This window comes from Pseudomonas sp. UBA6310 (assembly GCF_002438225.1).
GTDB classification, from domain to species: Bacteria; Pseudomonadota; Gammaproteobacteria; order Pseudomonadales; family Pseudomonadaceae; genus Pseudomonas_O; species Pseudomonas_O kuykendallii.
In genome coordinates, this window is the sequence record NZ_DJTK01000018.1 from 75,203 (window position 1) to 100,046 (window position 24,844).

The following is a 24,844-nucleotide window of genomic DNA, read 5'->3' on the forward strand; positions in this document are numbered from 1 at the left end:
GTGCTGGTGGGCGCGAAGCGCGGCGTCACCGCGTAGCTCAGGCGGCCCTTGCCGTGCCAGCGCTCGATCAGCGCCTTGCTGTCGGCGTAGCCGGATTCCGGGGTGTCCTGCAGGAAGTCCGGCGCGTTGCGGTCCATCAGCACCTTGCCGGCGATCATCCGCAGGTTGCGCGCCAGGGCGGCCTCGAAGAAGGCGTCCACCGACTGCTTGTGCACGCTGCCGAACACCAGCGCGGTGGTGGTGCCGTTGCGCAGTAGCTCGTTGAGGAACACCTCGGCGTTCTCGGCGGCCACCTCGGCATCGGCGAAACGGCCTTCGGCGGGGAAGGTGTAGGTGTTCAGCCACTCCAGCAACTGCGTGCCGTAGGAACCGATCACGCCGACCTGCGGGAAGTGGATGTGGGTGTCGATGAAGCCCGGCGTGATCAGCGCGTCCGGGTACTCGGTGACCGTGACGCCGCTGAAGCGCACCAGTAATTCTTCGGCCGGGCCGACCGCCAGCACGCGACCATTTTCGACGACCAGCAGGCCGTCCTCGAAATAGGCGTAGGACTGCTCGACGCCGACCTTCGAGGGATCGGCCAGGCTGTGGAGGATGGCGGCGCGGTAGGCCTGGGTGGTGTGGCTCATGATGCGAGGTCTCATGCGTAGGGTGCGCTGTGCGCACCGAAAAATGGGGTGGGGCAGTGGTGCGCGCGGCGCACCCTACACGGGCATTGACTCAGGAGCGGCGTGAGGCAGGCAGTAGCTTCGCGACGCCGGACTCGCCTTTTTTCACATTCTGGCCAAAACCTGCGTTGTAGGTGGCGATCACTTCGCCGGCGATGGAAATGGCGATTTCCACCGGCAGCTTGCCCTTCACCTCGGCGAGGCCCATCGGGCAGCGCATGCGTTGCAGTACCTCGGCGCCGATGCCGCGCTCGCGCAGGCGATGCTCGAACCTGACGCGCTTGGTCTTCGAGCCGATCAGGCCGAAATAGGCGAAATCGTCTCGCGCGAGGATCGCCTCGGCCAGCTCCAGGTCGAGCTGGTGGTTGTGGGTCATGACGATGAAGTAGCTGCCGGCGGGCATCGCCGCGACCTGGTCGACCACGTCTTCGTCGAGCACCCGGACGACGCCGGCGGGCATCGAGGGTGGAAACTCGGCCTCGCGCGAGTCGATCCAGCGCACCTTGCACGGCAGCCCGGCGAGCAGCGGGACCAGCGCGCGGCCGACGTGGCCGGCGCCGAACACGGCGATCTGCGCCTGCGGCTGGCCCATCGGCTCGAACAGCAGCACGGTGGCGCCGCCGCAGCACTGGCCGAGGCTGGCACCGAGGGAGAAGCGCTCCAGGCGGGTCTCCTGGGTGCGCGCCGCGAGCATCTCGCGGGCCATTTCCATGGCCTTGAACTCCAGGTGCCCGCCGCCGATGGTCTCGAAGATCCGCTCGCGGGTGACGACCATCTTCGAGCCGGCATTGCGCGGCGTCGAGCCGCGCTCCTCGATGATGGTCACCAGCACGCAGGGCTCGCCCTGCTGTTGCAGGTCGGCGAGGGCATTGATCCAGCCGGTGTTGCTCATGTCGTTAACCTCGTCGGCTGCCGCCTGTTGGCGGGGCTTTGGTGGGCTGAAGCCCACCCTACGTTGACCTCGGGCGCCGTATCCGCCCGCAGGGTGGGCTTCAGCCCGCCGTATGTGCGGATCGCCGCGCGGCCCACTCTGGGTCCGTTCTATTGCTGCCGCTTTTGGGCGGGCTTTGGTGGGCTGAAGCCCAGCCTACGTTGACTTTAGGCGCCGTATCCGCCGGTAGGGTGGGCTTCAGCCCACCGTATGTGCGGATCACCGCGCGGCCCATCCTGGGTCCGTTCTATTGCTGCCGCTTTTGGGCGGGCTTTGGTGGGCTGAAGCCCACCCTACGTTGATCTTGGGCGCCGTATCCGCCGGTAGGGTGGGCTTCAGCCCACCGTATGTGCGGATCACCGCGCGGCCCACCCTGGGTCCGTTCTATTGCTGCCGCTTTTGGGCGGGCTTTGGTGGGCTGAAGCCCAGCCTACGTTGACTTTGGGCGCCGTATCCGCCGGTAGGGTGGGCTTCAGCCCACCGTGCGTTGCATCACGCCTCGACCGTCGCCTGCGGCTCGGCGGCCGCCTGCTGCTTGAGCGTGCGCATCTGTTCCACGCCCCAGAGCACGCGCTCCGGGGTGGCCGGGGCGTCGATCCGGGGCTGCACGCGGTAGTCGCCGAGGCTCGCCACGGCATCCTTGATCGCGCACCAGGCGGAAATGCCGAGCATGAACGGCGGCTCGCCGACGGCCTTGGAATGGAACACCGTCTGCTCGGGGTTCTTGCGGTTCTCCACCAGCTTCACGCGCATGTCCAGCGGCATGTCGGCCACGGCGGGAATCTTGTAGCTCGCCGGACCGCTGGTCATCAGCTTGCCCTTGGCGTTCCACACCAGTTCCTCGGTGGTCAGCCAGCCCATGCCCTGGACGAAGGCGCCTTCCACCTGGCCGATGTCGATGGCCGGGTTCAGCGAGTCGCCGACGTCGTGGAGGATATCGGCGCGGAGCATCTTGTACTCGCCGGTCAGGGTATCGACGATCACCTCGGTGCAGGCGGCGCCGTAAGCGAAGTAGTAGAACGGCCGGCCGCGCGCCAGGCTGCGGTCGTAGTAGATCTTCGGCGTGCGGTAGAAGCCGGTGGACGACAGCGACACCTGGCCGAAGTAGGCGAGCTGGATCAGTTCCTCGAACGACAGGTAGCGCTCGCGGGCACGCACCTGGCCGTTGCGGAACTCGACTTCCTCCGGACCGATGCCGAAGTGCCGCGAGGCGAACTCCACAAGGCGCTGCTTGATCGTCTCGGCGGCATTCTGCGCGGCCTTGCCGTTCAGGTCGGCGCCGCTGGACGCGGCCGTCGGCGAGGTGTTCGGCACCTTGTCGGTGTTGGTGGCGGTGATCTGGATGCGCGAGATGTCGACCTGGAAGACTTCGGCCACCACCTGCGCGACCTTGGTGTTCAGGCCCTGGCCCATCTCGGTGCCGCCGTGGTTCAGGTGGATGCTGCCGTCGGTGTAGACATGCACCAGCGCGCCGCCCTGGTTGAGAAAGCTGGAGGTGAAGCTGATGCCGAACTTCACCGGGGTCAGCGCCAGGCCCTTCTTCAGGTACGGGCTCTGCGCGTTGAAGGCGCGGATCGCCTCGCGGCGTTCGGCGTAGTCGGCGCTCGCTTCCAGTTCGGCGGTCATTTCCGCCATCAGGTTGTGTTCGACCGTCTGGTAGTAATGGGTGACGTTGCGCTCGTCCTTGCCGTAGTAGTTGAGCTTGCGCACGGCCAGCGGGTCCTTGCCCAGCTGGCGCGCGACGGCGTCCATGATTTCCTCGATGGCGACCATCCCCTGCGGGCCACCGAAGCCGCGGTAGGCGGTGTTAGAGGCCAGGTTGGTCTTGCAGCGGTGGCCGTTGATCTCGGCATCGCCCAGGTAATAGGCGTTGTCGGCATGGAACATGGCGCGGTCGACGATCGCCCCGGAGAGGTCTGGCGAATAGCCGCAGTTGCCGGCCAGCTCGATGCGGATGCCGTGCAGCAGGCCATCGTCGTCGAAACCGACGTCGTACTCGACGTAGAACGGGTGGCGCTTGCCGGTGATCTGCATGTCGTCCACGCGCGGCAGGCGCATCTTGGTCGGCCGCCCGGTGAGCCGCGCGATCACCGCGCAGAGGCAGGCCGGCGCCGCCGCCTGGGTTTCCTTGCCACCGAAGCCGCCGCCCATGCGGCGCATGTCGATGACGACCTTGTGCATCGGCACGCCGAGCACCTCGGCCACCAGCTTCTGCACTTCGGTGGGGTTCTGCGTCGAGGTGTAGACGATCATCCCGCCATCCTCGGCGGGCATCACCGAGGAAATCTGCGTCTCCAGGTAGAAGTGTTCCTGGCCGCCGATGTGCAGGCTGCCCTGTAGCCGGTGCGGCGCGCTGGCCAGCGCGGCGGCCGAGTCACCGCGCTTGTGCTGGTGGCTGTCGAGGACGAAGTGCTTGTTGCGCAGCGCCTCGACCACATCGAGCACCGGCTCCAGGTCTTCGTACTCGATGATCGCCGCCATCGCCGCCTTGCGTGCGGTTTCCAGGCTGTCGGCCGCCACCGCGACGACGATTTGCCCGACGTACTGGACGATGTCCTCGGCCAGCAGCGGATCGCCCGGGAGCACCGGGCCGATGTCCAGCTGGCCGGGCACGTCCTTGCTGGTGATGGCGATGGCCACGCCGGGAATCGCGTAGCAGGGCGCGGTGTCGATCTTCAGGATGCGCGCGTGGGCGCGGTCGGAAAGCCGCGCGTAGACGTGCAGCTGGTTGGGAAACTCCAGGCGGTCGTCGATGTACACCGCCTCGCCGGAAACGTGCTTGTCGGCGCTCTCGTGCTTGAGGCTGCGACCGACGCCGGTGGTCAGCTCGGCGCGGAACAGTTCGGCCAGTTCCTCCTGGCTTTTGGTCGGCTTATGCATAAGCGGTGACTCGCGTTTCGGTGGCGGGGCGCTGCTGCTCGGCGAAGCACTTGCGCAGCAGGTTCTGGGCGACCAGCAGGCGATACTCGCGGCTGGCGCGGAAGTCGCTGAGCGGGGTGAAGTCCTCGGCCAGCGCGGCGCAGGCGCGCTCGACCGTGTCGGCGTCCCAGGTGGCGCCGTTCAGCACCCGCTCGCAGGCGGCGGCGCGCTTGGGAATCGCCGCCATGCCGCCGAAGGCGATGCGCGCCTCGCGGACCAGACCGCCGTCGAGGCTCAGGGCGAAGGCGGCGCAGACCGCGGAAATGTCGTCGTCCAGTCGTTTCGACACCTTGTAGGCACGGAACTGCTGCCCGGCCGTTGCGCGCGGGACGATGATCTTCTCGATGAACTCGCCGTCCTCGCGGGCGGTGATCTTGTAGTCGATGAAGTAATCCTCCAGCGCCAGCTCACGGCTCGCCGCGCCCTTGCGCAGGACGATGCGCGCGCCGAGGGCGATCAGCAGCGGCGGGGCGTCGCCGATCGGCGAGGCGTTGCCGATGTTGCCGCCGAGGGTGCCCTGGTTGCGGATCTGCAGCGAGGCGAAGCGCTGCAGCAACTCGCCGAAATCGGCGTACTCGCGGTTCAGCGCCTCGAAGCAATCGGTGAGCGAAGTGGCGGCGCCGATCTCGATGCGCTCGTCGAACACCTCGACGCGCTTCATGGCCTCGACGTGGCCGACGTAGATCATCACCGGCAGGTCGCGGTGGAACTGGGTGACTTCCAGCGCCAGGTCGGTGCCGCCGGCGAGCAGGCGCGCCTGCGGATTGGCGAGGTACAGATCGGCCAGGTCGGCGACGGTCAGAGGCAGCAGGCAGCGCTTGCTGCCGTCGCTCAGCTCGGCGGTGCCCTGCGGGGCGATGGCCTTGAGGCGGGCGATGGTCTCGGCTTCGGCGGCGTCGAACTGGTCGGGTTGCGCCTGGCAGCAGCTTTGCTCGGCGGCGTCGAGGATCGGCCGGTAGCCGGTGCAGCGGCACAGGTTGCCGGCCAGCGCTTCGTGCACCCGGTGCGCGTCGTGGCCTTTGTCGGCCTGGTTCTTCTGCAGGGCGAACAGGCTCATCACGAAGCCCGGCGTGCAGAACCCGCACTGCGAGCCGTGGTGATCGACCATCGCCTGCTGCACGCTGTGCAACTGGCCCTGGTGCTTCAAGTCCTCGACCGCGATCAGCTGCTTGCCGTGCAGCGCGGAGACGAAGGTGAGGCAGGAATTCAGTGTGCGATAGCGGATGCGCTCGACGCCATCGGTGCGGGTGATCTCGCCTACCACCACGGTGCAGGCGCCGCAGTCGCCGGAGGCGCAACCTTCCTTGGTGCCGGGTTTGCCAACGCGTTCGCGCAGGTAGCGCAGCACGGTGAGGTTGGGGTCGAGGTCATGCTCGCTACGCAGCTCACGGTTGAGCAGAAACTGGATCAAATCGACCTCCGGCAAGGTTCTTTTCAGGCATGTTTTGCACGCGTGGAATCTAGGGTCGCTTGACTTGCAGGTCAATAAAAATTGACTTAAAAGTCAGAAAAAATCCCGTAAGCGTGCCTGTTCCCGGAAGGGAACCCTGAATTCATAGCGGATTCTGTGCCAAATGCCCGCGCCGATGGCCGGGCGATGCGGCCGCGTCATGCGGTCGGGCGGCGGCCATGCGCGCAGGCGGCCGCTGGCCGGTCGTGACGATTTGTGGTGCGCGCTGCGCCGATGCGGGGCGTCAGGCTTCGGCGGTCGCGCTGGCGCTGCGGCCATACTGGACGATCACCCGCGGCAGGTTGGCCAGCGACTCGCTGCTCTGCGCCGCGCCCAGGCGCAGCGCTTCCTTGGGCATGCCGAAGACCACGCAACTGGCTTCGTCCTGGGCCACGGTGCGCGAGCCGGCCTCGCGCATGGCCAGCAGCCCGCGGGCGCCATCGTCACCCATGCCGGTCATGATCACGCCGATGGCGTTCTGCCCGGCGTGGCGTGCGACCGAGCGGAACAGCACGTCCACCGAAGGCTTGTGGCGGTTGACCGGCGGGCCGTCGAAGACCTCGACGAAGTACTGCGCGCCACTGCGCTTGATCTGCATGTGCAGCCCGCCCGGCGCCACCAGCGCCAGGCCGGGCCGCACACGGTCCATGTGCTTGGCCTCGCGCACCTCGATCTTGCAGACGCTGTCGAGGCGCTGGGCGAAGGCGGCGGTGAATTTCTCCGGCATGTGCTGGACGATGACGATCCCCGGGCAATCCACCGGCAATTGCCGCAGCAGCACTTCCAGCGCCTGGGTTCCCCCGGTCGAGGTGCCCAGCGCGACCACGCGGTCGGTGGTGGTGAGCAATGCCCTGGCGGCCTGATGCCCGGCATCGGCCAGTGTGTCCGGCGTGGCTTCCCGGGGCGGCGGCTTGCGCGGCATGGCGTGGGGATGGCTGCGCGCGGCCAGTTCGATCTGCTTGATCAGCTCGCCGGAAATCTGCTGCAGGCTCACCTTCAGGCCCAGCTTGGCCTTGGTGAATACGCCAACGGCGCCCGCGGCGAGAGCGTCGAGGGTGATCGCGGCGCCATCCTCGGTGAGCGTCGAGCAGATGATCGACGGCGTCGGCCGCTCGGCCATGATCTTGCGCAGGAAGGTGATGCCGTCCATGCGCGGCATCTCGACGTCGAGCACCAGCACGTCGGGCCAGTCCTTCTGCATCTTTTCCAGGGCGAACAGCGGGTCGGACGCCTGGCCGATCACCTGGATGTTGGGGTGGCTTTCCAGGCAGGCGGTGAGCACCTGGCGAACCAGCGCCGAGTCGTCGATCAGAAAGACCTTTATTTTTTTACCGGTATCGACCTTCGCGACCATCATCGGTGCATTCCTTGAAAGGTGTCAGAGGCGCTCGAAGACCGAAGGCCTCACATTGCGCACGGGCAAGTCGAAACCGTGCAGGCTTTCAGCGTGGCCGATGAACAAAAGGCCGCCGGGGCGCAGGCGCTCCAGAAGTCGCGCGACCATGGCGAGCTTCTCGTTGGCGGTGAAGTAGATGAGCACATTGCGCAGGAAGATCACGTCGAACGGCCCGACGCCCTGTGGCAGCGGGCGCGACAGGTTGACCTCGGCGAACGTCACCCGGTGACGCAGCGGCTGGCCGATGCGAAACAGCCCGTCGCTTTCTTCGATGCCGCGCAGGCAGTGGCGCTTGAGCCAGCCGGCGGGAAACTGCTGCGCCTGTTCCATGGAGTAGGTGGCCGAGCGCGCCCGTTCCAGCACGCGGCGGCTGAGGTCGCTGGCGAAGATCGACCAGTCCTGCGTGCGGGCATTCTCGGCGACGCACATCGCCATGCTGAAGGCTTCCTCGCCCGAGGAGCTGGCGGCCGACCACAAGTGCAGCGGGCGGCGCTGGCGGCCCACCCACTCGCCGAGCACGTCGAAGTGCTGCGGCTCGCGGAAGAAGTAGGTTTCGTTGGTGGTCAGCAGATCGACGACCATCCGCCGCTCGTCTTTTTCCACCGGGTTTTCCAGGACTTTCAGGTAGTCGCCGTAACTGCTCAGGCTGCGCGCGCGCAGGCGGCACATCAGCCGCCCGGCCATCAGCGTGCGCTTCTGCTCGGCCATGCGGATGCCCGACGCCTCCAGCATCATCTGCTGGAGGTGGCGGAAATCCTGGTCGCTGAGTTTGGGCAGGTTACGGGTAGGCATCAGCCGGCCTGCTGCGCCAGCGCGAGTTGCAGGATGTCGTCCAGCGACAGCACCCGGCGCACGTCGAGGACGATGGTGAAGCCTCGCTCGTCCCGTGCCATGCCGGCGATGAAGTCGGTACGGATGCCGGCGCCGAACGCCGGCGCCTGCTCGACGTCGCCGGGTTCGATGTCGAGCACGGCGTCCACCGCATCGACGACCAGGCCGATGTTCTGCTGGGCGTCGTCCAGGTTCAGCTCGATGATCACGATGCAGGTGCGGTTGCCCGCTTCGGTGCGCTCGAAGCCCAAGCGCGCGGCCAGGTCGAGCACCGGCACCACGTTGCCGCGCAGGTTGATCACGCCGTGAATGAAGCCGGGCATCATCGGTACGGTGGTGATCTGGCCGTACTCGATGATCTCCCTGACCAGCTCGATGGGCAGCGCGTAGCGCGCCTGGCGCACGCGGAACGAGAGGTGCTGCACGGCGCCCTGCGGGCTCTCGTGGACGAGGATCGACGGATTCATGCGGGGCTCCTGTCAGTTGAAGCTGACGAAATGGCCGTCGTCATTCTGCAAACGGGCGACCTTATGCTCGACACGCTGCGGACGACGCAGTTCGCGCACGTTCTTCGGCGGCTCGTTGCGGCGGGCGGGCGCGGTCGGCTTTTCTTCCAGGCGGAAGTAGCCTATCAGCTCCAGCAACTGGCTGGCCTGGGCGTTCATTTCCTCGGAGGTGGCCGCCAGTTCCTCGGAGGCCGAGGCGTTCTGCTGGGTGATCTGGTTCATCTGGCTCATGGCGATGTTGATCTGCGCCGCGCCGCTGCTCTGCTCCTGCGAGGCCGCGGTGATTTCCTGGACCAGGTCGGAAGTCTTCTGGATGTTCGGCACGATCTGGTCGAGCAGCACGCCGGCCTGCTCGGCCAGGCTCACGCTGTTGCTCGCCACGCCACCGATTTCCTGCGCGGCGACCTGGCTGCGTTCGGCCAGCTTGCGCACTTCGGCGGCCACCACGGCGAAGCCCTTGCCATGGTCGCCGGCACGCGCGGCCTCGATGGCGGCGTTCAGCGCCAGCAGGTTGGTCTGGTAGGCGATGTCGTCGATGATGCCGATCTTGTCGGCGATCTGCTTCATTGCCAGGACCATGTCGCGCACGGCGCGGCCGCCCTCGACCGCATCGTTCGCGGCCTTGCCGGCGATGCCGTCGGTGATCTTCGCGCTCTCCGTGTTCTGCGCGATGGAGGCGGACATCTGCTCCACCGAGGCGCCGGTTTCCTCGACGCTGGCGGCCTGTTCGGTGGCGGCCTGGCTCAGCGACTGCGAGGTGGCGCTGACTTCCTCGGAAGCCGAGGACAGCGAGTCGGCGGCGCTGCGCACATCGCTCATCACCGCGCGCAGGCGTTCGGCCATGTTCTGCATGGAGGCGAGCAGGGCGCCGGTCTCGTCCTTGCTGTCGACCTGGATGTCGACGTTCAGATCGCCCTCGGCCAGCGAGTTGGAGGCGCTGACGGCGCGGTTCAGCGGGCGGGTGATGCTGCGGGTGACGAGCATGCCGATGCCGAAGCCGACCAGCGAGGCGATGATGACCAGGGCGATCATTTGCGTGCGCGAGTCGAAATAGATGGTGGTGATCGCATCGTTCGCTTCACCGGCGCGGACCTTCTTCACCTCCACCAGCTCACCGAGGATGCGGTCCGCGGCGTTGCCCTCGGCACGCAGCTGCGGCATCAGTGCGCTGAACTCCGTGTTTTCATTGATGCGCCCGGAATCCTTGTTCAGCTGCAGCATCTGCCGGGCGGTTTTCTCGTAGGACGTCAATTGCGAGACCAGAGCTTCGAGTTTTGCCCGGCTCTCGTCGCTGGTGAAGCTCGACTGCGCCTTGTCGAGGTTCTCGTGCAGGTTCTTGAACGCTTCCTGAACCTGCGCCATGGTCGCGTCGCGCTCCTCTACGGAGGTGGCGAGCAGGCTGCTGCGCAGGTGGCGGCCGGCGTAGACCAGCGCGAGGTTGGCGTTCTGCATGTGGTTCAGCGCCGCCATTTCCCGGGTGTACATCTGGTCCGAGAGCTCGTTGACCTTGCCCAGGTTGACGATGCCCAGGGCGCCGACCAGAGCGGTCAGGATCACCACCAGGGTAAAGCCGGCGATCAGGCGTACGCCGATCTTCATGTTGCGGATGAAATTCATGGTGGTTCTCCTAGGAGCCGAGGGAGTCTTGGTGAGGCTTGGCCGAGCGGAGTTCGCCCGGATTGCTGTCAACGTTCTGCTGCAGCTGGCGGAACAGGCTGGCGATGTCGAGGATCAGGGCGATCTGCCCGGAGCCCAGGATCGTCGAGCCGCTGATGCCTTGCAGGTGCTGGAACAGCAGCCCGAGAGGCTTGATCACGGTCTGCAGCTCACCGTGCAGGTTGTCGACCACCAGGCCGGCCTGTTGCCGGCCGAAGTTGACGACGACGATGTTGCGCCGCTTGCTGTTGCTGGCCGGAAGCTCGAAATGCGCGCCCAGGTCGATGCACGGCAGCGGCTTGCCGCGCAGGTTCAGGTAACCGTATTTGCAGCCGGCCAGCTGGACGTCGTCGAGTTCCAGGCATTCGGTGACCATGTCCAGCGGCACCACGAAGAACTCTTCGCCGAGGTTGACCAGGAAGCCGTCGATGATCGCCAGGGTCAGCGGCAGGCGGATGCGGAAGGTGCAGCCGACGCCGCGCGTGGAGTCGATCTCGACGCTGCCGCGCAGGGCATCGATGGCACTGCGTACCACGTCCATCCCGACGCCACGCCCGGAAAGGTCGGAAACGGCGTCGGCGGTGGAGAATCCGGCGGCGAAGATCAGCATGTGGATGGCGTGTTCGTCGAGGTTGCTCTGTTCCTCGATCAGCCCGCGGGCGATGGCCTTCTCGCGGATGCGCTCGGTGTTCAGGCCGTGGCCGTCGTCGGAGATCTCGATGACGATCATCCCCGACTCGTGGTAGGCGTTCAGGCGCAGGTTGCCCTGTGCCGGCTTGCCGGCGGCGGCGCGCTCCTCTGCGGGTTCGATGCCGTGATCGATGGCGTTGCGCACCAGGTGGGTGAGCGGGTCGGCGAGCTTGTCGATCACCGACTTGTCCAGTTCGGTGTCGGCGCCATGGATGTCCAGGTGGATGTCCTTGCCCAGCTTCTGGCTGACGTCGCGAACCACCCGGTGGAAGCGGTTGAAGGTGTCGCCGATCTCGATCATGCGCAGCTTCAGCGCCGCTTCACGGATCTGCTCGACGTGCTGGTTGACCACCTGGGTGCTCTCGATGCAGATCGCATTGCCCTGGGCCTGGGCGTGCAGTTGCGCACCGGCGGCGCTGATCACCAATTCGCCGACCAGGTTGATCAGCTCGTCGAGCTTGTTGGCGGCGACGCGAATCTGGCTGCTTTCGCTGGCCTTGCGCTCGCGCGACGACTGCTGCTTGGCCAGCGCGGCATCCACCACCTGCGGCGCCACGCGGCCGCTTTCCACGAGCAGTTCACCGAGTGCCTGCTTGGGCGCGCCGTCGGCGACGTGCGCCTGGGCGGAGAGGCTCTCGGCCAGCTCGTGCTCGGTGAGCAGGCCGCTGGCGACGAGGATCTGGCCGACGCGCTCGTCGGTTTCCGGAAGCGCCTGAATCAGCGCGAGGTAATCGCTCAGCGCGCTGTCCGGAGGGAGGATGCGCAGGGTGCAGAAGTCCAGGATGAACTCGAAGACCTCCTCGATCTCGGCCTTGCTCGCCTGGGTCTGTAGGTCGATTTCCAGGCCGAGGTGGCAGCTCTCCGGGTCCAGCTCGGCAAGCTCCGGCAGGGCATCGTCGATGACCTCGAGAAAGCGGATTTCGCCCAGCCGCGAGAGGTAGCGAACGAAGGAGGCGAGGTCGAAGCCGTTGCGCAGCAGGTCGGCATGGAAACGCAGGGAGATGTGCCAGTTGCCTTCGCGCGCGGCGCCCGACTCGGCCGCCGGTTCGGCGCTGGCGCCGACCGCCGGCGCCTGGCCGCCGTGCTCGGCGAGTGCCGCCAGCAGTTGCGCCTGGTGCGCGTCGTCCACGTCGAGGGTGCCGTTGGAAACGTCGATCAGCTCGACCATCGAGGCGATTTCGTCGAGGCAGCGCAACATTACCGAAATCGCCGCTGGGCTGAGCGTGCGCAGGCCGTCGCGGACCTCCATCAGCAGGCTTTCCAGGTGATGGGTGAAATGCGTGATCGGCGTCAGCGAGAACAGCCCGGCCGAGCCTTTGAGCGTGTGCATGGCGCGGAACAGGCCGTTGATCGCCTTTTCGTCGTGGGGTGTGTCGTCGAGCAGCAGCAGGTATTCCTCGGCCTGCTTGATCAGGTCGCGGCCCTCTTCGATGAATCCCTGCAGCAGTTGGCTCCACTGGTTCTCGTTGAGCATCGTCGTCTCCGGATCAGCTCGCCACGGCGGCGGGGTAGAGCGACTGCAGGCGCAGCAGCTGGAACAGCTCGATGACGCTTTCGGCCGGGTTGCACAGGCTCAGGCCGACGTTGGCGCGCTGTTGATGGCGTTGCACCGCGATCAGCAACTGCACGCCGGCGCTGTCGACTTCCTCCAGCCCGGCGAGGTCCAGCTGCCAGTCCCGTGGCGGTTGCCGGAGCAGCACGTCGAGCAGCGCGGCGTGGGCGTCGCGCACTTCGTAGATGGTCAGCGCGCCGCTCATGTGCAGGCACGCCGGCTGGCTGTCGAGGTCCGCCGTGAGCTGGAACATCTCAGCCGACCAGCTTGTCGACGGCCGCGAGCAGTTGCTGCGGCTGGAAGGGTTTGACGATCCAGGCCTTGGCTCCGGCGGCCTGGCCTTCGGCTTTCTTGTTCTGCTCGCTCTCGGTGGTGAGCATCACGATCGGGGTGAAGCGGTAGTCGCCGAGCGCCTTGACGGCCTTCACCAGGCCGATACCGTCAAGGTTGGGCATGTTCACGTCGCTGATGATCAGGTTGATCTTGCGGCCGTCGAGCTTGGTCAGCGCGTCGCGTCCATCCACGGCTTCGATCACGGTGTGCCCGGCCCCGGACAGGGTCATCTTCACCAATTGGCGCATGGAGAGAGAGTCGTCGACGATGAGGATGGTCTTGGCCATTGGGTGGTTACCTGGCGGAAGCGGTCAGAAAAAGGTGACGTCGTTTTGCGTCGCGCGGCTCTTTGCGCCGTGGCGCTCTTCGTCGGTGGTGAACTGCTGGCGCAGCTCGTCGAGCCAACGCTGTGGCTGGGCGAGGCTGCCATCCTGGTCACGCAGCGCCTGCTGCAGGCGCTGCAGGTCGAGCTGTAGGTGATCGAGCATCTGGTCCGAGCGGTCCTGGAACTGCAGGCCGACGATGATTTCGCGGATGTCGCCCTGGACTACGCGTGCGTCCTGCTGCAGCTGGTCCGAGGTGAGGGTGAGTTCCTGCAGGTTGGCGCTCAGGCCCTGCATGACCTCGCCGGCCACTTCGTCGAGGTAGCGCAGGTTCGCCTCTTCGCTGCTCGAGAGCTCGTCGGCGGCAGTCACCGTGGAGCGGATCGCCTGGTTGATCTCGCCGACCTTCTCGACCATGCGCTGGCCGGTTTCGGCGGAGAGGGTGGAAAGCTTGCGCACTTCGTCGGCGACCACCGAGAAGCCGCGGCCGTATTCGCCGGCACGGGCGGCCTCGATGGCGGCATTGAGCGCCAGCAGGTTGGTCTGGCTGGCGATGTCCTGCACGCGCTTGGACATCGCCTGCAATTCGCTGGCGTAGGCGTTCAGGTGGCCGATGGTGCCGAGCAGTTCGCGCTTGCGACCGTTGGCGCCGTGGAAGGCTTCCACCACTTGGTCGAGACGGGCATGCGCCTGGCGCAGGCTGTTGGTGACACCACCACCGCCGATCACCTCGTCGGAGCTGGACAGGGTCTGGTCGAGGCGCTGGGTGAGGCCGGAAAAGCGCCCGAACAACTGGTCGATGTTGGTCTGCAGCAGGCTGCGCACCTGGCCAAGGTTCTGCTCCCAGGCGGGCAGCACGGCATTCAGCAAGGGCTCCACATCGACGCGCTCGGGCTCGACGACCGGTGCGGCGAACTGCTCCTGCACCTTCGGCTGGCGCGGGCGCATCGGCCAGGCGGCTATTGCCACCAGTACGCTACCGGCTACGCTGATCCACGGTGAGAGCAGCAGGCCGGCGAGGCTGATGGCGAGTCCGATCCAGAGGGTGAGATAGGCGAGCAAGAGGGCGATTCCCGGTTGGCGTTGTCAGGCTCGAACGATAGACAGCCATCGCCGCCAGCGAAATCAGGGAATCCCCTATGTCGCCTAAGGGTGATCCGCTGTGGCTTCGACAGGGCACCGCAGGCATGATGGCAAACCGCTACGTTCAGAACCGGCCAGCCCGGCCGATAACCGGTGAACCAAGGCCCACGGGCTAGCACTACCCAGGCAACCCTTTCAGGAGCGCGTCATGGCCGGCATCCTCGATTCAGTGGATCAACGCACGCAGTTGGTGGGCGAGAACCGCCTGGAGATCCTCATGTTCCGCCTGGCGGGGCGGCAGCTCTTCGCGATCAACGTGTTCAAGGTGCAGGAAGTGCTGCAACTGCCACGTCTGACGCTGATGCCGCAGCGCCACCGCTGCGTCTGCGGGGTGATCAACCTGCGCGGGCAGACCCTGCCGGTGATCGACCTGTCCCAGGCGATCGGCATGCGTCCGCTGGTGCCGAACGAGAAGAGCACCATCATCGTCACCGAGTACAACCGCTCGGTGCAGGCCTTCCTGGTCGGCGGCGTCGAGCGCATCCTCAACCTCAACTGGGAGTCGATCCTGCCGCCGCCCGGCGGAGCAGGGCGCCAGCACTACCTGACGGCGATCACCAAGGCCGACGATCAGCTGGTCGAGATCATCGACGTGGAAAAGGTCCTCGCCGAGATCGTCCCGTACAGCGCCAAGGTCTCCGGCGACCGCCTGGCCGATCCGATCTTCGAGCGTGCCCGCGGTCGCGAAGTGCTGCTGGTGGACGACTCCAACGTGGCGCTCTCGCAGCTCAAGGAAACCCTGTCGCAGCTCGGCCTCAAGCTGCACACCGCGAGCGACGGCCTCAAGGGCCTGCAGGCGCTGAAGAAGTGGGCCGATGAAGGCCATGTGATGACCGACAAACTGCTGATGGTCTTCACCGATGCGGAAATGCCGGAGATGGACGGCTACCGCCTGACCACGGAAATCCGCACCGATCCGCGTCTGAAGGACCTCTACGTGGTGCTGCACACCTCGCTGTCCGGCAGCTTCAACGAAGCCATGGTGAAGAAGGTCGGCTGCGACAACTTCCTCTCCAAGTTCCAGCCCGACAAGCTGGTCGACGTGATCCGCGAACGCCTGTTGCTGGACGGCCCGGCCTGACCACGGGCGTTCGCATCGCCTTTTCGCGTGGGCCGGAAACCGCCCACGCCTGACGCGTTGCAGCTGCCGCGGCGGCGCTTCACGGGTTATCCTCGACGGCCTTTTTCACGTCGCCCAGGATGCCGCCCATGCACCTCTCCGCGCTCTATCGTTTCCCGCTGAAATCCGCCATCGGCGAAGCCATGTCGGCGTCGCCCGTGGACAGCCTCGGGCTGCACGGCGACCGCCGCTGGCTGGTGGTGGACGCGAGCAACGGGCGCTTCCTCACCCAGCGCCTGTTGCCGCAGATGACCCAGTTGCTGGCGCGCTATGCCGCGGACGACGCGTTGACCTTGAGCGCGCCCGGCCTCGGCGAGATTCAGGTGGCGGTGCCGTCCGCCGATGCCGAGCTGCGCGGCGTCACCGTCTGGAGCGACAGCCTGCGCGTGCCGGATGCCGGCGACGAGGCCGCGGCCTGGCTCAGCCATTTGCTCGGGCGTGCCTGCCGCCTGGTCTACCTGCCGGTCGAGCGCGCCCGCCAGGTGAACGCCGGCTCCGGCGCGACGCAGGACAGGGTGGCGTTCGCCGACGGATTTCCCCTGCTGCTGATTGGCCAGGCATCGCTGGAAGACCTTTCCACCCGTGTCGGCCGGCCGCTGGAGATGCTGCGGTTCCGACCCAACCTGGTGGTCGACGGCAGCGCGGCCTACGCCGAGGATGGCTGGAAGCGCATCCGTATCGGCGGCCTGGATTTCCGCGTGGCCAAGGGCTGCTCGCGCTGCATCATGACCACCCTCGATCCGCGCAGCGGCGAACGCAGCGCCGACCGGGAACCGCTGACCACGCTGAAAACCTATCGCGAGCGCGATGGCGAGGTGTACTTCGGACAGAACCTGATCTGCGACGGCAGCGGCGTGCTGGAAGTCGGCATGCCGCTGGAACTGCTGGAGTAAGGCCACTGCGCGCGGCGGAGCCGGTCCGCCGCGCTCTTCAGACCGGCATCACTGGTCGTCGAAGAAGCGTTCGTGCCAGTCCACCAACGGCTGCGGCGCGTTGAGCTTCTGCCCGTAGATCACCGCGTAGGTCAGCACGTTCTGCACGTACTGGCGGGTCTCGTCGAACGGAATGCTTTCCACCCAGACGTCGAACGCCAGGTGATTGGCGCCGCGCAGCCATTGGCGCACGCGGCCGGCGCCGGCATTGTAGGCCGCCGATGCCAGTACCCGGTTGCCGTTGAACTGCGCATGCACCTGGCTCAGGTAGGCGGCGCCGAGCTGGATGTTGGTGGTCGGGGTCAGTACGTTGTTGGGGTTGGCCAGCGGAATGCCGAACTTGCGCGCGGTTTCCTTGGCGGTGGCCGGCATCAACTGCATCAGGCCCATGGCGCCGACGCCGGAGCGGGCGTCGGCCATGAACGCGCTTTCCTGACGGGTGATGGCGAACACCCAGCTCGAATGCAGGCCGCGCACCCTGGCCTGTTGCACCAGGTCGGCGCGATAGGCCATCGGGAAGCGGATATCCAGGTCGTCCCAGTACTGCGCCTGGCTGATGGTGCGGATCGCCGGGAAATACCACTGCATGTCGTAGGCGAGTTTCGCCTGGGCGACCATTTCCGCCTGATTGAAGTGTCGGCTGACGTGGTACCACTCGCGCCGCGCATCCACCACCTGGCCGCGCGCGTAGAACTCCAGCGCACGGCGGATGCCGGGAGTGTTCTGCACTTTCTTCACCAGCTTCGGATCCAGCAGCAGCGGCTTGTTGTTCAGCTTGTACGGCGCCTGGATACGGTCGGCGGCGAGGAAGCCGTAGAAGTCGCGCTCGGCCGCCACCGGTTTGTACAACGCTTGCAGCAGCGCGCTCTGTGGCTGCGCCAGTTGCAGGCTGCGCGCCTGCCAGTAGCGCCAGCGGTTGGTCTCGGCGAGTTCCTTGGGCAGCCGGCGGGTCAGCTGGTAGGCCTCGTCCCAACGGCCCAGGCGCAGCAGCAGGCGCAGGCGCCACTCGGCGACGGTCGGGTCGCGCAGGTCGGGGTCGTACTGGGTCATCACGCCGAGGGCGCGGGGGTCGAAGCTCTTCGCCAGGGTCAGGCCGATCTCGCGGGCGATGGAAACCTTCTCTTCCTTGGAGAAGGCCATCTGCCGGGCGTAGCCGTCGAGCAGGGCGAGGGCCTTTTCCGGGTCCTGGCGCGCCAGCCGGCGCAAGCCGAGGCCGACGACATCGCCCATGGCCTCGTCGGCCGGGACGAAGCGACCGGTCTGTGTGAGCATCTGCGGCTTCTGCGACACATCGATCAGCAACTGCGCCTGGTTCTGCAGGGTCGGCAGGGTTTTCGCCAGATGGCTGGCGAGCCCGTAGTTGCGCGCCTCGGCCGCCAGCTTGGTGCGCTGCCAACGTTTGGCCTCGGTGAGCTGGCCGGCGGCGGCCCATTGGTCGAACAGCACATCGCAGGCGGCCGGCTGGGATTTGCCCACCAGCCAGAGCTTCTCGGCGGTCGCATAGCCTTCGGCGGTCAGGCCGTGGGCGAGCTGGTACTGGCCGTTCAGGCAGTCCAGCTCGGTGAAGTTCATCGACTTGTCGTAATGGGCGACGAAGGTCTTCCAGTCGCCACGCTCGGCCAGCCAGCGCAACCAGCGCAGCTTCATCCAGTTGGCCTGGGGCAGGTCGCCGTGGTCGTCGAGGAACCGCTCGATTTCCTCGTTGCTGGCCCATTTCAACCGCGCGGTGAGTTCGTCGTAGGCCAGATAGGGTTCCAGCGGGTAATCCTTCAGCGCGCTGGCGTAGCGCTGGTAAGGACCGCTGTCGCCCTTCGCCAGGGCAGCCTTCGCCTGGTCGTACATCTGCCGTTGCTCGGGGAGCGAAGCGGCCTGTGCGACGTCGAGCGTGGTGGCAGTGAGGAGCAAACAGGACAAAAGACTGAACAGACGACCGCGCATGACACTTCCGGGCAGAAACCAAGGGATTAGGGAGCAGGCGCTAAGCTTAGCCTGATGCGCCAGGCAGTTAAACGCGGGGCTGTAACAGCCGATGAAGGGAATAACTTCGCCGGTGGGAGCGCCTGGCAGGGTGCGCTGCTGATATCATGCGCGGCCCGTTTTTGAAGAAGATCGTCATGACCCTGCTCAAGCTCTCCGATGTCTCTCTCGCCTATGGCACGACGCCGCTGCTGGACCAGGTTTCCTGGCAGATCGCGCGCGGTGAGCGGGTCTGCATCATCGGCCGCAACGGCACCGGCAAGTCGAGCATGCTGCGGGTGATCAAGGGCGAGCAGTCGGTCGATGATGGCGATGTCTGGCGCGCGCCGGGCCTGAAGATCGGCGAGCTGCCGCAGGAACTGCCGCGCGCCGACGAGCGGACCGTGTTCGACGTGGTCGCCGAGGGGCTGGCCGGTGTCGGCGAGTTGCTCGCGCAGTACCACCACCTGAGCCAGAACATCAACGACCAGGACGACCTGGACAAACTCATGCATGTCCAGCAGGACCTCGAAGCCCGCGACGGCTGGCGCCTGCAGCAACTGGTCGACAGCACCCTCAGCCGCCTGCAACTGCCGGCCGACAAGACCCTCGCCGAGCTTTCCGGTGGCTGGCGCCGGCGCGTGCTGCTGGCCCAGGCGCTGGTCGCCGAGCCGGACCTGCTGCTGCTCGACGAGCCCACCAACCACCTCGACATCGGCGCCATCGCCTGGCTGGAAGAGGCGTTGATGGGCTTCCAGGGCGCGGTGTTGTTCATCACCCACGACCGCTCCTTCCTGCAGAACCTGGCCACGCGCATCCTCGAACTGGACCGCGGCCACCTGATCGACTGGAACGGCGACTACGCCTCCTTCCTGGTGCACAAGGAGCAGCAACTGGCGGCCGAAGAGACCGCCAACGCGCTGTTCGACAAGAAGCTTGCCCAGGAGGAAGTCTGGATTCGCCAGGGCATCAAGGCCCGCCGCACACGTAATGAAGGCCGCGTGCGCGCCCTCAAGGAAATGCGCAACGAGCGCCGCGAGCGTCGCGAGCGCCAGGGCAAGGCGAGTTTCCAGGTGGAAACCGCGGACAAGTCCGGCAAACAGGTGATCGTCGTCGAGCACGTCAGCTTCGCCCATCCGGGCGGGCCGAAACTGATCGACGATTTCTCCATGGTCCTGCAACGCGGCGACCGCATCGGCCTGCTTGGCGCCAACGGCACCGGCAAGACCACGCTGCTCAAGCTGCTGCTGGGCGACCTGCAACCCACCAGCGGCAAGGTGACCGTCGGCACCAAACTGGAAGTCGCCTATTTCGACCAGCTGCGCCATGCGCTGGAGCTGGAAAAGACGGTGATCGACAACCTCGCCGAGGGGCGCGATTTCATCGAGATCGACGGGCAGAACCGCCACGTGCTGAGTTACCTCGGCGACTTCCTGTTCAGCCCGCAGCGGGCCCGCACGCCGGTCAAGGCGCTGTCCGGCGGCGAGCGCGCGCGGTTGCTGCTGGCCAAGCTGTTCAGCAAGCCGGCCAACCTGCTGGTGCTCGACGAACCGACCAACGACCTCGACGTGGAAACCCTCGAGCTGCTCGAGGAGGTGCTGCTGAGCTTCAAGGGCACGGTGCTGATGGTCAGCCACGACCGGGCCTTCCTCGACAACGTGGTCACCAGCACGCTGGTGTTCCAGGGCAGCGGCGTGGTGCGCGAGTACGTCGGCGGCTACCTGGACTGGCTGCGCCAGGGCGGTTCGCCGCGCCTGCTGGGGGTCGGCGACAGCCGCCCGGAGAAGGCCGAGCCGGTGAAAGCCGCTGCACCGGTCGAAACTGCCGCACCCGCGCCGGCGAAGAAGAAGCTCAGCTATAAATTGCAGCGCGAGCTGGAGGCGCTGCCGGGCCAGATCGACGCCGTGGAGCAGCGCATCGCCGCGGTGCAGGCACAGATCGCCGATCCGGCGTTCTACCAGCGCCCGGCGGAGGAAACCCGCGACGTGCTGGCGCAGGTCGACAGCCTGCAGGCAGAACTCGATGCCTTGCTCGAGCGCTGGGCCGAACTGGAAGAATGAGCCGGGAGTAAGCAGTCAGCATGGCCATCGAATATCGCGTCAGCCTGGATGATGAGCATTCGTTCAGTTACCTGATTCAGCTCGATCGCGATTACGACGACGAGCGTGCCGCCGCCGCGCCGAAGTGGACGCGCCTCGCTCACGAACGTTGCAGCAACTGCCCGCTGGAGCCCGAGCGCTTCAGCCATTGCCCGGCGGCGGTCGACATCCATCGGGTGATCGAGGATTTCCACGGCCTGCCGGCGTTCACCAAGGCGCACGTCTGGGTACGCACGCCGGAGCGCGAGTACAGCAAGCTGGTCGGTCTGGAGGAGGGCCTGCGTGCGCTGCTCGGAGTGATCATGGCGACCAGCGCCTGCCCGATACTCGCCAGCCTCAAGCCGATGGCCCAGCAGCACCTGCCCTTCGCCAGCAACCAGGAATTCGCCCTGCGCGCCGTCTCGCTGTACCTGACGCGGCAGTATTTCAACCTGCGCGAAGGGCGCCACGCGGACTGGGAACTCAAGGGGCTGGTGCGGGTGTTCCAGCAGCTGCAGCTGGTCAACCAGGCGTTCTGGCAGCGCATCCATGACACCTGCGAGGGCGACTCCAACCTCAAGGCGTTCCTGACGTTCTTCTCCATGGCGTCGAGCATGACCTACTCGCTGGAAACCCAGTTGCAGAAGATCCGTCCACAGGTGATGAGTGCCGGAGACGGCATCGAGGCGTTGCCGTTCACCTCGCGGCGCGGCGACTGAGAGGGTGGCGGGCGAGGCAGGCTCGCCCGCGCGGAACTCACTGGTCCTTGGTCAGGCGGACCGCCAGCACGTCGCAGGGCGCGCCATGCAGGACATCGTTGGCGGTGGAGCCCAGCAGCAGCGCAAGACCATGGCGGCCATGGCTGCCGACCACGATGAGGTCGCACTTCTGCTCGGCGGCGAGGCGGTGGATCTCCTGACGTGGCTGGCCGTAGGCGAGGTGGCGATGCTCCGGGGTGAGCTCCGGATAGCGGCTGGCGAAGCCGTCGAGGCGTTCGCGGGCCTGATCGAACTGCTGCTGCTGGAGCATCGACAGGTCCATCGGTACGTCGCCACCGAACGCCATGGCCATGGGTTCGACGATATGCACCAGGGAAAGCTGCGCTCCACTGCTCGCCGCCAGTGCCTGGGCGCGGCGCATGACCGGATGACACTCGTCGGCCAGATCGATGGCCACCAGGATGTGCTGGTACGTCATGAGGTGTTTCCTCCTTGGATGTTTGTCTCTTATTAGATGCCGCTGTCGGGCGCCTTGCCATGCTTTTTTTATCAGGATGTCGCTTGTGACGCTGTGGATCATATTGCTGCTCGCCGTGCTGCTCAGCCCGCTGGTATGGCTGCTGCCTTCGCACCGTCAGCGCGGGCAGATGGACGTTCGCCTGGCTGCCCGGCGCCGCGGGCTCGCCATGAACCTGTCGCGGCAGGACTGGCCGCACTGGCTTGAACGCACGCCGCCGAATCCGTGTGCACAGTATCACCGTGCCCGCCGTCCCGGGCGCAGCGATACCTGGTCGTACTGGCGCCACCCATCTGGTGAATGGCTGAACCAGTGGCGTGAGCCCTGCAACGACGAGCGACTGCTCGCGCAGTTCGCCAGCCTGCCTGTGGATGCCTACCGGATCGAGGCGGGCACGCAGATGATCGGTATCTGCTGGGGTGAGCGCGGCGGTGCCGATGATCTGGACAGGCTTGCGGCGGTACTGGACGCCCTGGCCTGACGGCCGATTTCTTCTTCCTGCCGACCTGGGCGCGGCTTCTTCCCCGATCTTCTACGCTCTGCGTTTCACCGTAACTGAGGACGTGCGGCGAGCTATCGCCCAGCAAAAGTCTAACGGCGGCGGTCAAACCGATAGCCAATTGACAAGCACACGCTTTTCCGAGAAGGTGTGCTACCCAAATCAAACGGGCGTATGAATTGAGCGTTTGCCTTGCGGCGCTCTAGAACAACAACCCGAAGATCGCGTCGGAGGGTGTGCCAGCAGCGTCGGATTTCACTCGACGGCCAAGCCGCGGGAAATCCAGTGTCGGTGTCCGATGTGTACTGTTCAGCTTCCATTTCGTGGAGATCAGTTGATGATTTACGAAGGTAAAGCCATCACGGTTAAGGCTCTTGAGGGTGGCATCGTCGAATTGAATTTCGACCTCAAGGGTGAGTCCGTCAACAAATTCAACCGCGTCACGCTGAGCGAGTTGCGCCAGTCCGTGGACGCCATCAAGGCAGACGGCTCGATCAAGGGCGTCGTCGTCACCAGCGGCAAGGACGTGTTCATCGTCGGCGCCGACATCACCGAGTTCGTCGACAACTTCAAGTTGTCCGACGAGGAGCTGATTGCCGGCAACCTCGAAGCCAACAAGATCTTCAGCGATTTTGAAGACCTCGCGGTGCCGACCGTCGTCGCCATCAACGGCATCGCCCTCGGCGGCGGCCTGGAAATGTGCCTGGCCGCCGACTACCGCGTCGCCTCCGAGACCGCGAAGATCGGCCTGCCGGAAGTCAAGCTGGGCATCTACCCGGGCTTCGGCGGCACCGTGCGCCTGCCGCGCATCGTCGGCACCGACAACGCCATCGAGTGGATTGCCTCGGGCAAGGAAAACCGTGCCGAAGACGCGCTGAAAGTCGGCGCCGTCGACGCCGTGGTCAAGGCCGACAAGCTCAAGGAAGCGGCTCTGGACCTGGTCAAGCGCGCCATCTCCGGCGAGCTGGACTTCAAGGCCAAGCGTCAGCCCAAGCTGGAGAAGATCAAGCTCAACGCCATCGAGCAGATGATGGCCTTCGAAACCGCCAAGGGCTTCGTCGCCGGCCAGGCCGGTCCGAACTACCCGGCGCCGGTCGAGGCGATCAAGACCATCCAGAAGGCCGCGAACTTCGGCCGCGAGAAGGCGCTGGAAGTCGAGGCCGCCGGCTTCGTGAAACTGGCCAAGACGCCGGTTGCCGCGAGCCTCATCGGCCTGTTCCTGAACGATCAGGAACTGAAGAAGAAAGCCAAGCAGTACGACGAAGTCGCCAAGGACGTGAAACTGGCCGCCGTACTCGGCGCCGGCATCATGGGCGGCGGCATCGCCTACCAGTCGGCGTCCAAGGGCACGCCGATCCTGATGAAGGACATTCGCGAGGAAGCCATCCAGCTCGGTCTGGGTGAGGCCTCCAAGCTGCTCGGCAAACAGGTCGAGAAGGGCCGTCTGACGCCGGCGAAGATGGCCACCGCGCTGAGCGCCATCCGTCCGACCCTGTCCTACGGCGACTTCGGCAACGTCGACATCGTCGTCGAGGCCGTGGTCGAGAACCCGAAGATCAAGCAGTCCGTACTCGCCGAAGTGGAAGGGCAGGTCAAGGATGACGCGATCATCGCGTCGAACACCTCGACCATCTCCATCAGCCTGCTGGCCCAGGCGCTCAAGCGCCCCGAGAACTTCTGCGGCATGCACTTCTTCAACCCGGTGCACATGATGCCGCTGGTGGAAGTGATCCGTGGCGAGAAGACCGGTGAAACAGCCATCGCCACCACCGTTGCCTACGCCAAGAAGATGGGCAAGAGCCCGATCGTGGTCAACGACTGCCCGGGCTTCCTGGTCAACCGTGTGCTGTTCCCGTACTTCGGCGGTTTCGCCAAGCTGCTCAGCTTCGGCGTCGATTTCGTTCGCATCGACAAGGTGATGGAGAAATTCGGCTGGCCGATGGGCCCGGCGTACCTCTCCGACGTGGTCGGCATCGACACCGGCCACCACGGCCGCGACGTCATGGCCGAGGGGTTCCCGGACCGCATGGCGGTGGAAGGCAAGACCGCCGTCGACGTCATGTACGAGGCCAACCGTCTCGGCCAGAAGAACGGCAAGGGCTTCTACGCCTACGAGACCGACAAGAAGGGCAAGCCGAAGAAGGTCGTCGATCCGCAGGCCTACGAGATCCTCAAGCCGATCGTCACCGAGCAGCGTGAAGTGACCGACGAGGACATCGTCAACTTCATGATGATCCCGCTGTGCTTGGAGACCGTGCGCTGCCTGGAAGACGGCATCGTCGAAACCGCCGCCGAGGCCGACATGGGCCTGATCTACGGCATCGGCTTCCCGCCCTTCCGTGGGGGCGCGCTGCGCTATGTCGATTCCATCGGTGTCGCCGAATTCGTCGCGCTGGCCGACAAGTACGCCGACCTGGGCCCGCTGTATCACCCGACTGAAAAGCTTCGCGAAATGGCCAAGAGCGGCCAGAAGTTCTTTGGTTAAGAGAGCGAGAGACTATTTATGAGCCTGAATCCGAGAGACGCCGTCATTGTCGACTTCGGCCGCACGCCGATGGGCCGATCCAAGGGTGGCATGCACCGCAACACCCGCGCCGAAGACATGTCCGCGCACCTGATCAGCAA

General features: G+C 65.9%; 20 protein-coding genes and 1 pseudogene. 7 read left to right on the plus strand and 14 right to left on the minus strand.

The genetic code is table 11. The features are described from left to right. The 12 genes from B3E91_RS03540 to B3E91_RS03595 all read right to left on the minus strand — a co-directional run. Positions 1 to 629 (minus strand): amidohydrolase family protein (locus tag B3E91_RS03540; protein WP_287028422.1); only part of this gene is annotated, 629 nt, incomplete at its 3' end. Between the two features lie 91 nt (positions 630 to 720). Then, positions 721 to 1,560, minus strand: a complete 840-nt coding sequence (xdhC, locus tag B3E91_RS03545; protein WP_287028423.1) for a xanthine dehydrogenase accessory protein XdhC — start codon at positions 1,558 to 1,560, stop codon at positions 721 to 723. A gap of 531 nt (positions 1,561 to 2,091) precedes the next feature. Continuing rightward, the gene (gene xdhB / locus B3E91_RS03550; RefSeq protein WP_287028424.1) at positions 2,092 to 4,479 is read right to left on the minus strand and encodes a xanthine dehydrogenase molybdopterin binding subunit; all 2,388 of its coding nucleotides are present in this window, start codon (positions 4,477 to 4,479) and stop codon (positions 2,092 to 2,094) included. Further along, positions 4,472 to 5,929 (minus strand): xanthine dehydrogenase small subunit, encoded by a 1,458-nt coding sequence (gene xdhA, locus B3E91_RS03555; RefSeq protein ID WP_287028425.1) that lies wholly within the window; start codon positions 5,927 to 5,929, stop codon positions 4,472 to 4,474. Before xdhA ends, xdhB begins: the two co-directional genes overlap by 8 nt. Before the next feature lie 283 nt (positions 5,930 to 6,212). Beyond that, entirely contained in the window at positions 6,213 to 7,325 is a 1,113-nt protein-coding gene (locus B3E91_RS03560; protein WP_287028426.1) for a protein-glutamate methylesterase/protein-glutamine glutaminase, read from the minus strand. Between the two features lie 21 nt (positions 7,326 to 7,346). Then, the gene (locus B3E91_RS03565; protein WP_273232994.1) at positions 7,347 to 8,156 is read right to left on the minus strand and encodes a CheR family methyltransferase; all 810 of its coding nucleotides are present in this window, start codon (positions 8,154 to 8,156) and stop codon (positions 7,347 to 7,349) included. After that, complete coding sequence (locus B3E91_RS03570; protein WP_287028427.1) at positions 8,156 to 8,662, minus strand: chemotaxis protein CheW; 507 nt, start codon at positions 8,660 to 8,662, stop codon at positions 8,156 to 8,158. The genes B3E91_RS03565 and B3E91_RS03570 overlap by 1 nt, the downstream gene beginning before the upstream one ends. Positions 8,663 to 8,674: 12 nt before the next feature. Beyond that, complete coding sequence (locus B3E91_RS03575) at positions 8,675 to 10,318, minus strand: methyl-accepting chemotaxis protein (protein WP_287028428.1); 1,644 nt, start codon at positions 10,316 to 10,318, stop codon at positions 8,675 to 8,677. 10 nt (positions 10,319 to 10,328) lie between these two features. Then, positions 10,329 to 12,521, minus strand: a complete 2,193-nt coding sequence (locus B3E91_RS03580; RefSeq protein ID WP_273232999.1) for a chemotaxis protein CheA — start codon at positions 12,519 to 12,521, stop codon at positions 10,329 to 10,331. Positions 12,522 to 12,534: 13 nt separating this feature from the next. Next, positions 12,535 to 12,852 carry an STAS domain-containing protein gene (locus tag B3E91_RS03585; protein ID WP_273233002.1) on the minus strand — a complete coding sequence of 106 codons (318 nt, stop codon included), beginning with the start codon at positions 12,850 to 12,852 and terminating at the stop codon, positions 12,535 to 12,537. Position 12,853: 1 nt separating this feature from the next. Further along, the gene (locus B3E91_RS03590) at positions 12,854 to 13,219 is read right to left on the minus strand and encodes a response regulator (protein WP_090231302.1); all 366 of its coding nucleotides are present in this window, start codon (positions 13,217 to 13,219) and stop codon (positions 12,854 to 12,856) included. Positions 13,220 to 13,243: 24 nt separating this feature from the next. After that, positions 13,244 to 14,203: a methyl-accepting chemotaxis protein gene (locus tag B3E91_RS03595; RefSeq protein ID WP_414708190.1), complete on the minus strand. Its 960-nt coding sequence runs from the start codon at positions 14,201 to 14,203 to the stop codon at positions 13,244 to 13,246. 343 nt (positions 14,204 to 14,546) lie between these two features. Between B3E91_RS03595 and B3E91_RS03600 the strand changes: the two genes are divergently transcribed. Continuing rightward, entirely contained in the window at positions 14,547 to 15,479 is a 933-nt protein-coding gene (locus B3E91_RS03600) for a chemotaxis protein CheV (RefSeq protein ID WP_273233004.1), read from the plus strand. A gap of 128 nt (positions 15,480 to 15,607) precedes the next feature. After that, on the plus strand, positions 15,608 to 16,411 hold the full coding sequence (locus B3E91_RS03605) for an MOSC domain-containing protein (RefSeq protein WP_414708186.1): 804 nt from the start codon (positions 15,608 to 15,610) through the stop codon (positions 16,409 to 16,411). Between the two features lie 48 nt (positions 16,412 to 16,459). Here the strand turns inward: B3E91_RS03605 and B3E91_RS03610 are convergent, their stop codons facing one another. After that, positions 16,460 to 18,388 (minus strand): transglycosylase SLT domain-containing protein, encoded by a 1,929-nt coding sequence (locus B3E91_RS03610; RefSeq protein WP_287028431.1) that lies wholly within the window; start codon positions 18,386 to 18,388, stop codon positions 16,460 to 16,462. 176 nt (positions 18,389 to 18,564) lie between these two features. Between B3E91_RS03610 and B3E91_RS03615 the strand changes: the two genes are divergently transcribed. Further along, a complete protein-coding gene (locus tag B3E91_RS03615; protein ID WP_273233008.1) occupies positions 18,565 to 20,466 on the plus strand; it encodes an ATP-binding cassette domain-containing protein in 1,902 nt (633 codons plus the stop codon). Positions 20,467 to 20,486: 20 nt separating this feature from the next. After that, on the plus strand, positions 20,487 to 21,203 hold the full coding sequence (locus tag B3E91_RS03620) for a DUF6901 family protein (protein WP_090231297.1): 717 nt from the start codon (positions 20,487 to 20,489) through the stop codon (positions 21,201 to 21,203). A gap of 37 nt (positions 21,204 to 21,240) precedes the next feature. Here B3E91_RS03620 and B3E91_RS03625 read toward each other — a convergent pair whose 3' ends face one another. Continuing rightward, positions 21,241 to 21,681, minus strand: a complete 441-nt coding sequence (locus tag B3E91_RS03625) for a universal stress protein (RefSeq protein ID WP_090231296.1) — start codon at positions 21,679 to 21,681, stop codon at positions 21,241 to 21,243. A 76-nt stretch (positions 21,682 to 21,757) separates the two neighbouring features. On the opposite strand from B3E91_RS03625, the gene B3E91_RS03630 reads away from it, so the two are divergent. From B3E91_RS03630 to fadA, 3 genes and pseudogenes are all read left to right on the plus strand, one after another. Beyond that, positions 21,758 to 22,201, plus strand: coding sequence for a hypothetical protein (locus tag B3E91_RS03630; protein WP_414708187.1), 444 nt, complete (start codon positions 21,758 to 21,760; stop codon positions 22,199 to 22,201). A 355-nt stretch (positions 22,202 to 22,556) separates the two neighbouring features. Continuing rightward, positions 22,557 to 24,704, plus strand: coding sequence for a fatty acid oxidation complex subunit alpha FadB (fadB, locus tag B3E91_RS03635; RefSeq protein WP_287028432.1), 2,148 nt, complete (start codon positions 22,557 to 22,559; stop codon positions 24,702 to 24,704). An 18-nt stretch (positions 24,705 to 24,722) separates the two neighbouring features. Further along, a pseudogene (gene fadA, locus B3E91_RS03640) lies at positions 24,723 to 24,844 on the plus strand (acetyl-CoA C-acyltransferase); the annotation flags it as partial.

What these genes read in the sequence shown, in the direction of transcription:
- B3E91_RS03580 (WP_273232999.1), bottom strand. Translation starts at nt 12,521, where the DNA reads ATGCTCAACGAGAACCAGTGGAGCCAACTGCTGCAGGGATTCATCGAA.
- xdhB (WP_287028424.1), bottom strand. Translation starts at nt 4,479, where the DNA reads ATGCATAAGCCGACCAAAAGCCAGGAGGAACTGGCCGAACTGTTCCGC.
- B3E91_RS03610 (WP_287028431.1), bottom strand. Translation starts at nt 18,388, where the DNA reads ATGCGCGGTCGTCTGTTCAGTCTTTTGTCCTGTTTGCTCCTCACTGCC.
- fadB (WP_287028432.1), top strand. Translation starts at nt 22,557, where the DNA reads ATGATTTACGAAGGTAAAGCCATCACGGTTAAGGCTCTTGAGGGTGGC.
- B3E91_RS03585 (WP_273233002.1), bottom strand. Translation starts at nt 12,852, where the DNA reads ATGTTCCAGCTCACGGCGGACCTCGACAGCCAGCCGGCGTGCCTGCAC.
- B3E91_RS03570 (WP_287028427.1), bottom strand. Translation starts at nt 8,662, where the DNA reads ATGAATCCGTCGATCCTCGTCCACGAGAGCCCGCAGGGCGCCGTGCAG.
- B3E91_RS03565 (WP_273232994.1), bottom strand. Translation starts at nt 8,156, where the DNA reads ATGCCTACCCGTAACCTGCCCAAACTCAGCGACCAGGATTTCCGCCAC.
- B3E91_RS03620 (WP_090231297.1), top strand. Translation starts at nt 20,487, where the DNA reads ATGGCCATCGAATATCGCGTCAGCCTGGATGATGAGCATTCGTTCAGT.
- B3E91_RS03615 (WP_273233008.1), top strand. Translation starts at nt 18,565, where the DNA reads ATGACCCTGCTCAAGCTCTCCGATGTCTCTCTCGCCTATGGCACGACG.
- B3E91_RS03575 (WP_287028428.1), bottom strand. Translation starts at nt 10,318, where the DNA reads ATGAATTTCATCCGCAACATGAAGATCGGCGTACGCCTGATCGCCGGC.
- B3E91_RS03595 (WP_414708190.1), bottom strand. Translation starts at nt 14,203, where the DNA reads ATGCGCCCGCGCCAGCCGAAGGTGCAGGAGCAGTTCGCCGCACCGGTC.
- B3E91_RS03560 (WP_287028426.1), bottom strand. Translation starts at nt 7,325, where the DNA reads ATGATGGTCGCGAAGGTCGATACCGGTAAAAAAATAAAGGTCTTTCTG.
- B3E91_RS03605 (WP_414708186.1), top strand. Translation starts at nt 15,608, where the DNA reads ATGCACCTCTCCGCGCTCTATCGTTTCCCGCTGAAATCCGCCATCGGC.
- B3E91_RS03630 (WP_414708187.1), top strand. Translation starts at nt 21,758, where the DNA reads ATGTCGCTTGTGACGCTGTGGATCATATTGCTGCTCGCCGTGCTGCTC.
- B3E91_RS03600 (WP_273233004.1), top strand. Translation starts at nt 14,547, where the DNA reads ATGGCCGGCATCCTCGATTCAGTGGATCAACGCACGCAGTTGGTGGGC.
- xdhC (WP_287028423.1), bottom strand. Translation starts at nt 1,560, where the DNA reads ATGAGCAACACCGGCTGGATCAATGCCCTCGCCGACCTGCAACAGCAG.
- B3E91_RS03625 (WP_090231296.1), bottom strand. Translation starts at nt 21,681, where the DNA reads ATGACGTACCAGCACATCCTGGTGGCCATCGATCTGGCCGACGAGTGT.
- B3E91_RS03590 (WP_090231302.1), bottom strand. Translation starts at nt 13,219, where the DNA reads ATGGCCAAGACCATCCTCATCGTCGACGACTCTCTCTCCATGCGCCAA.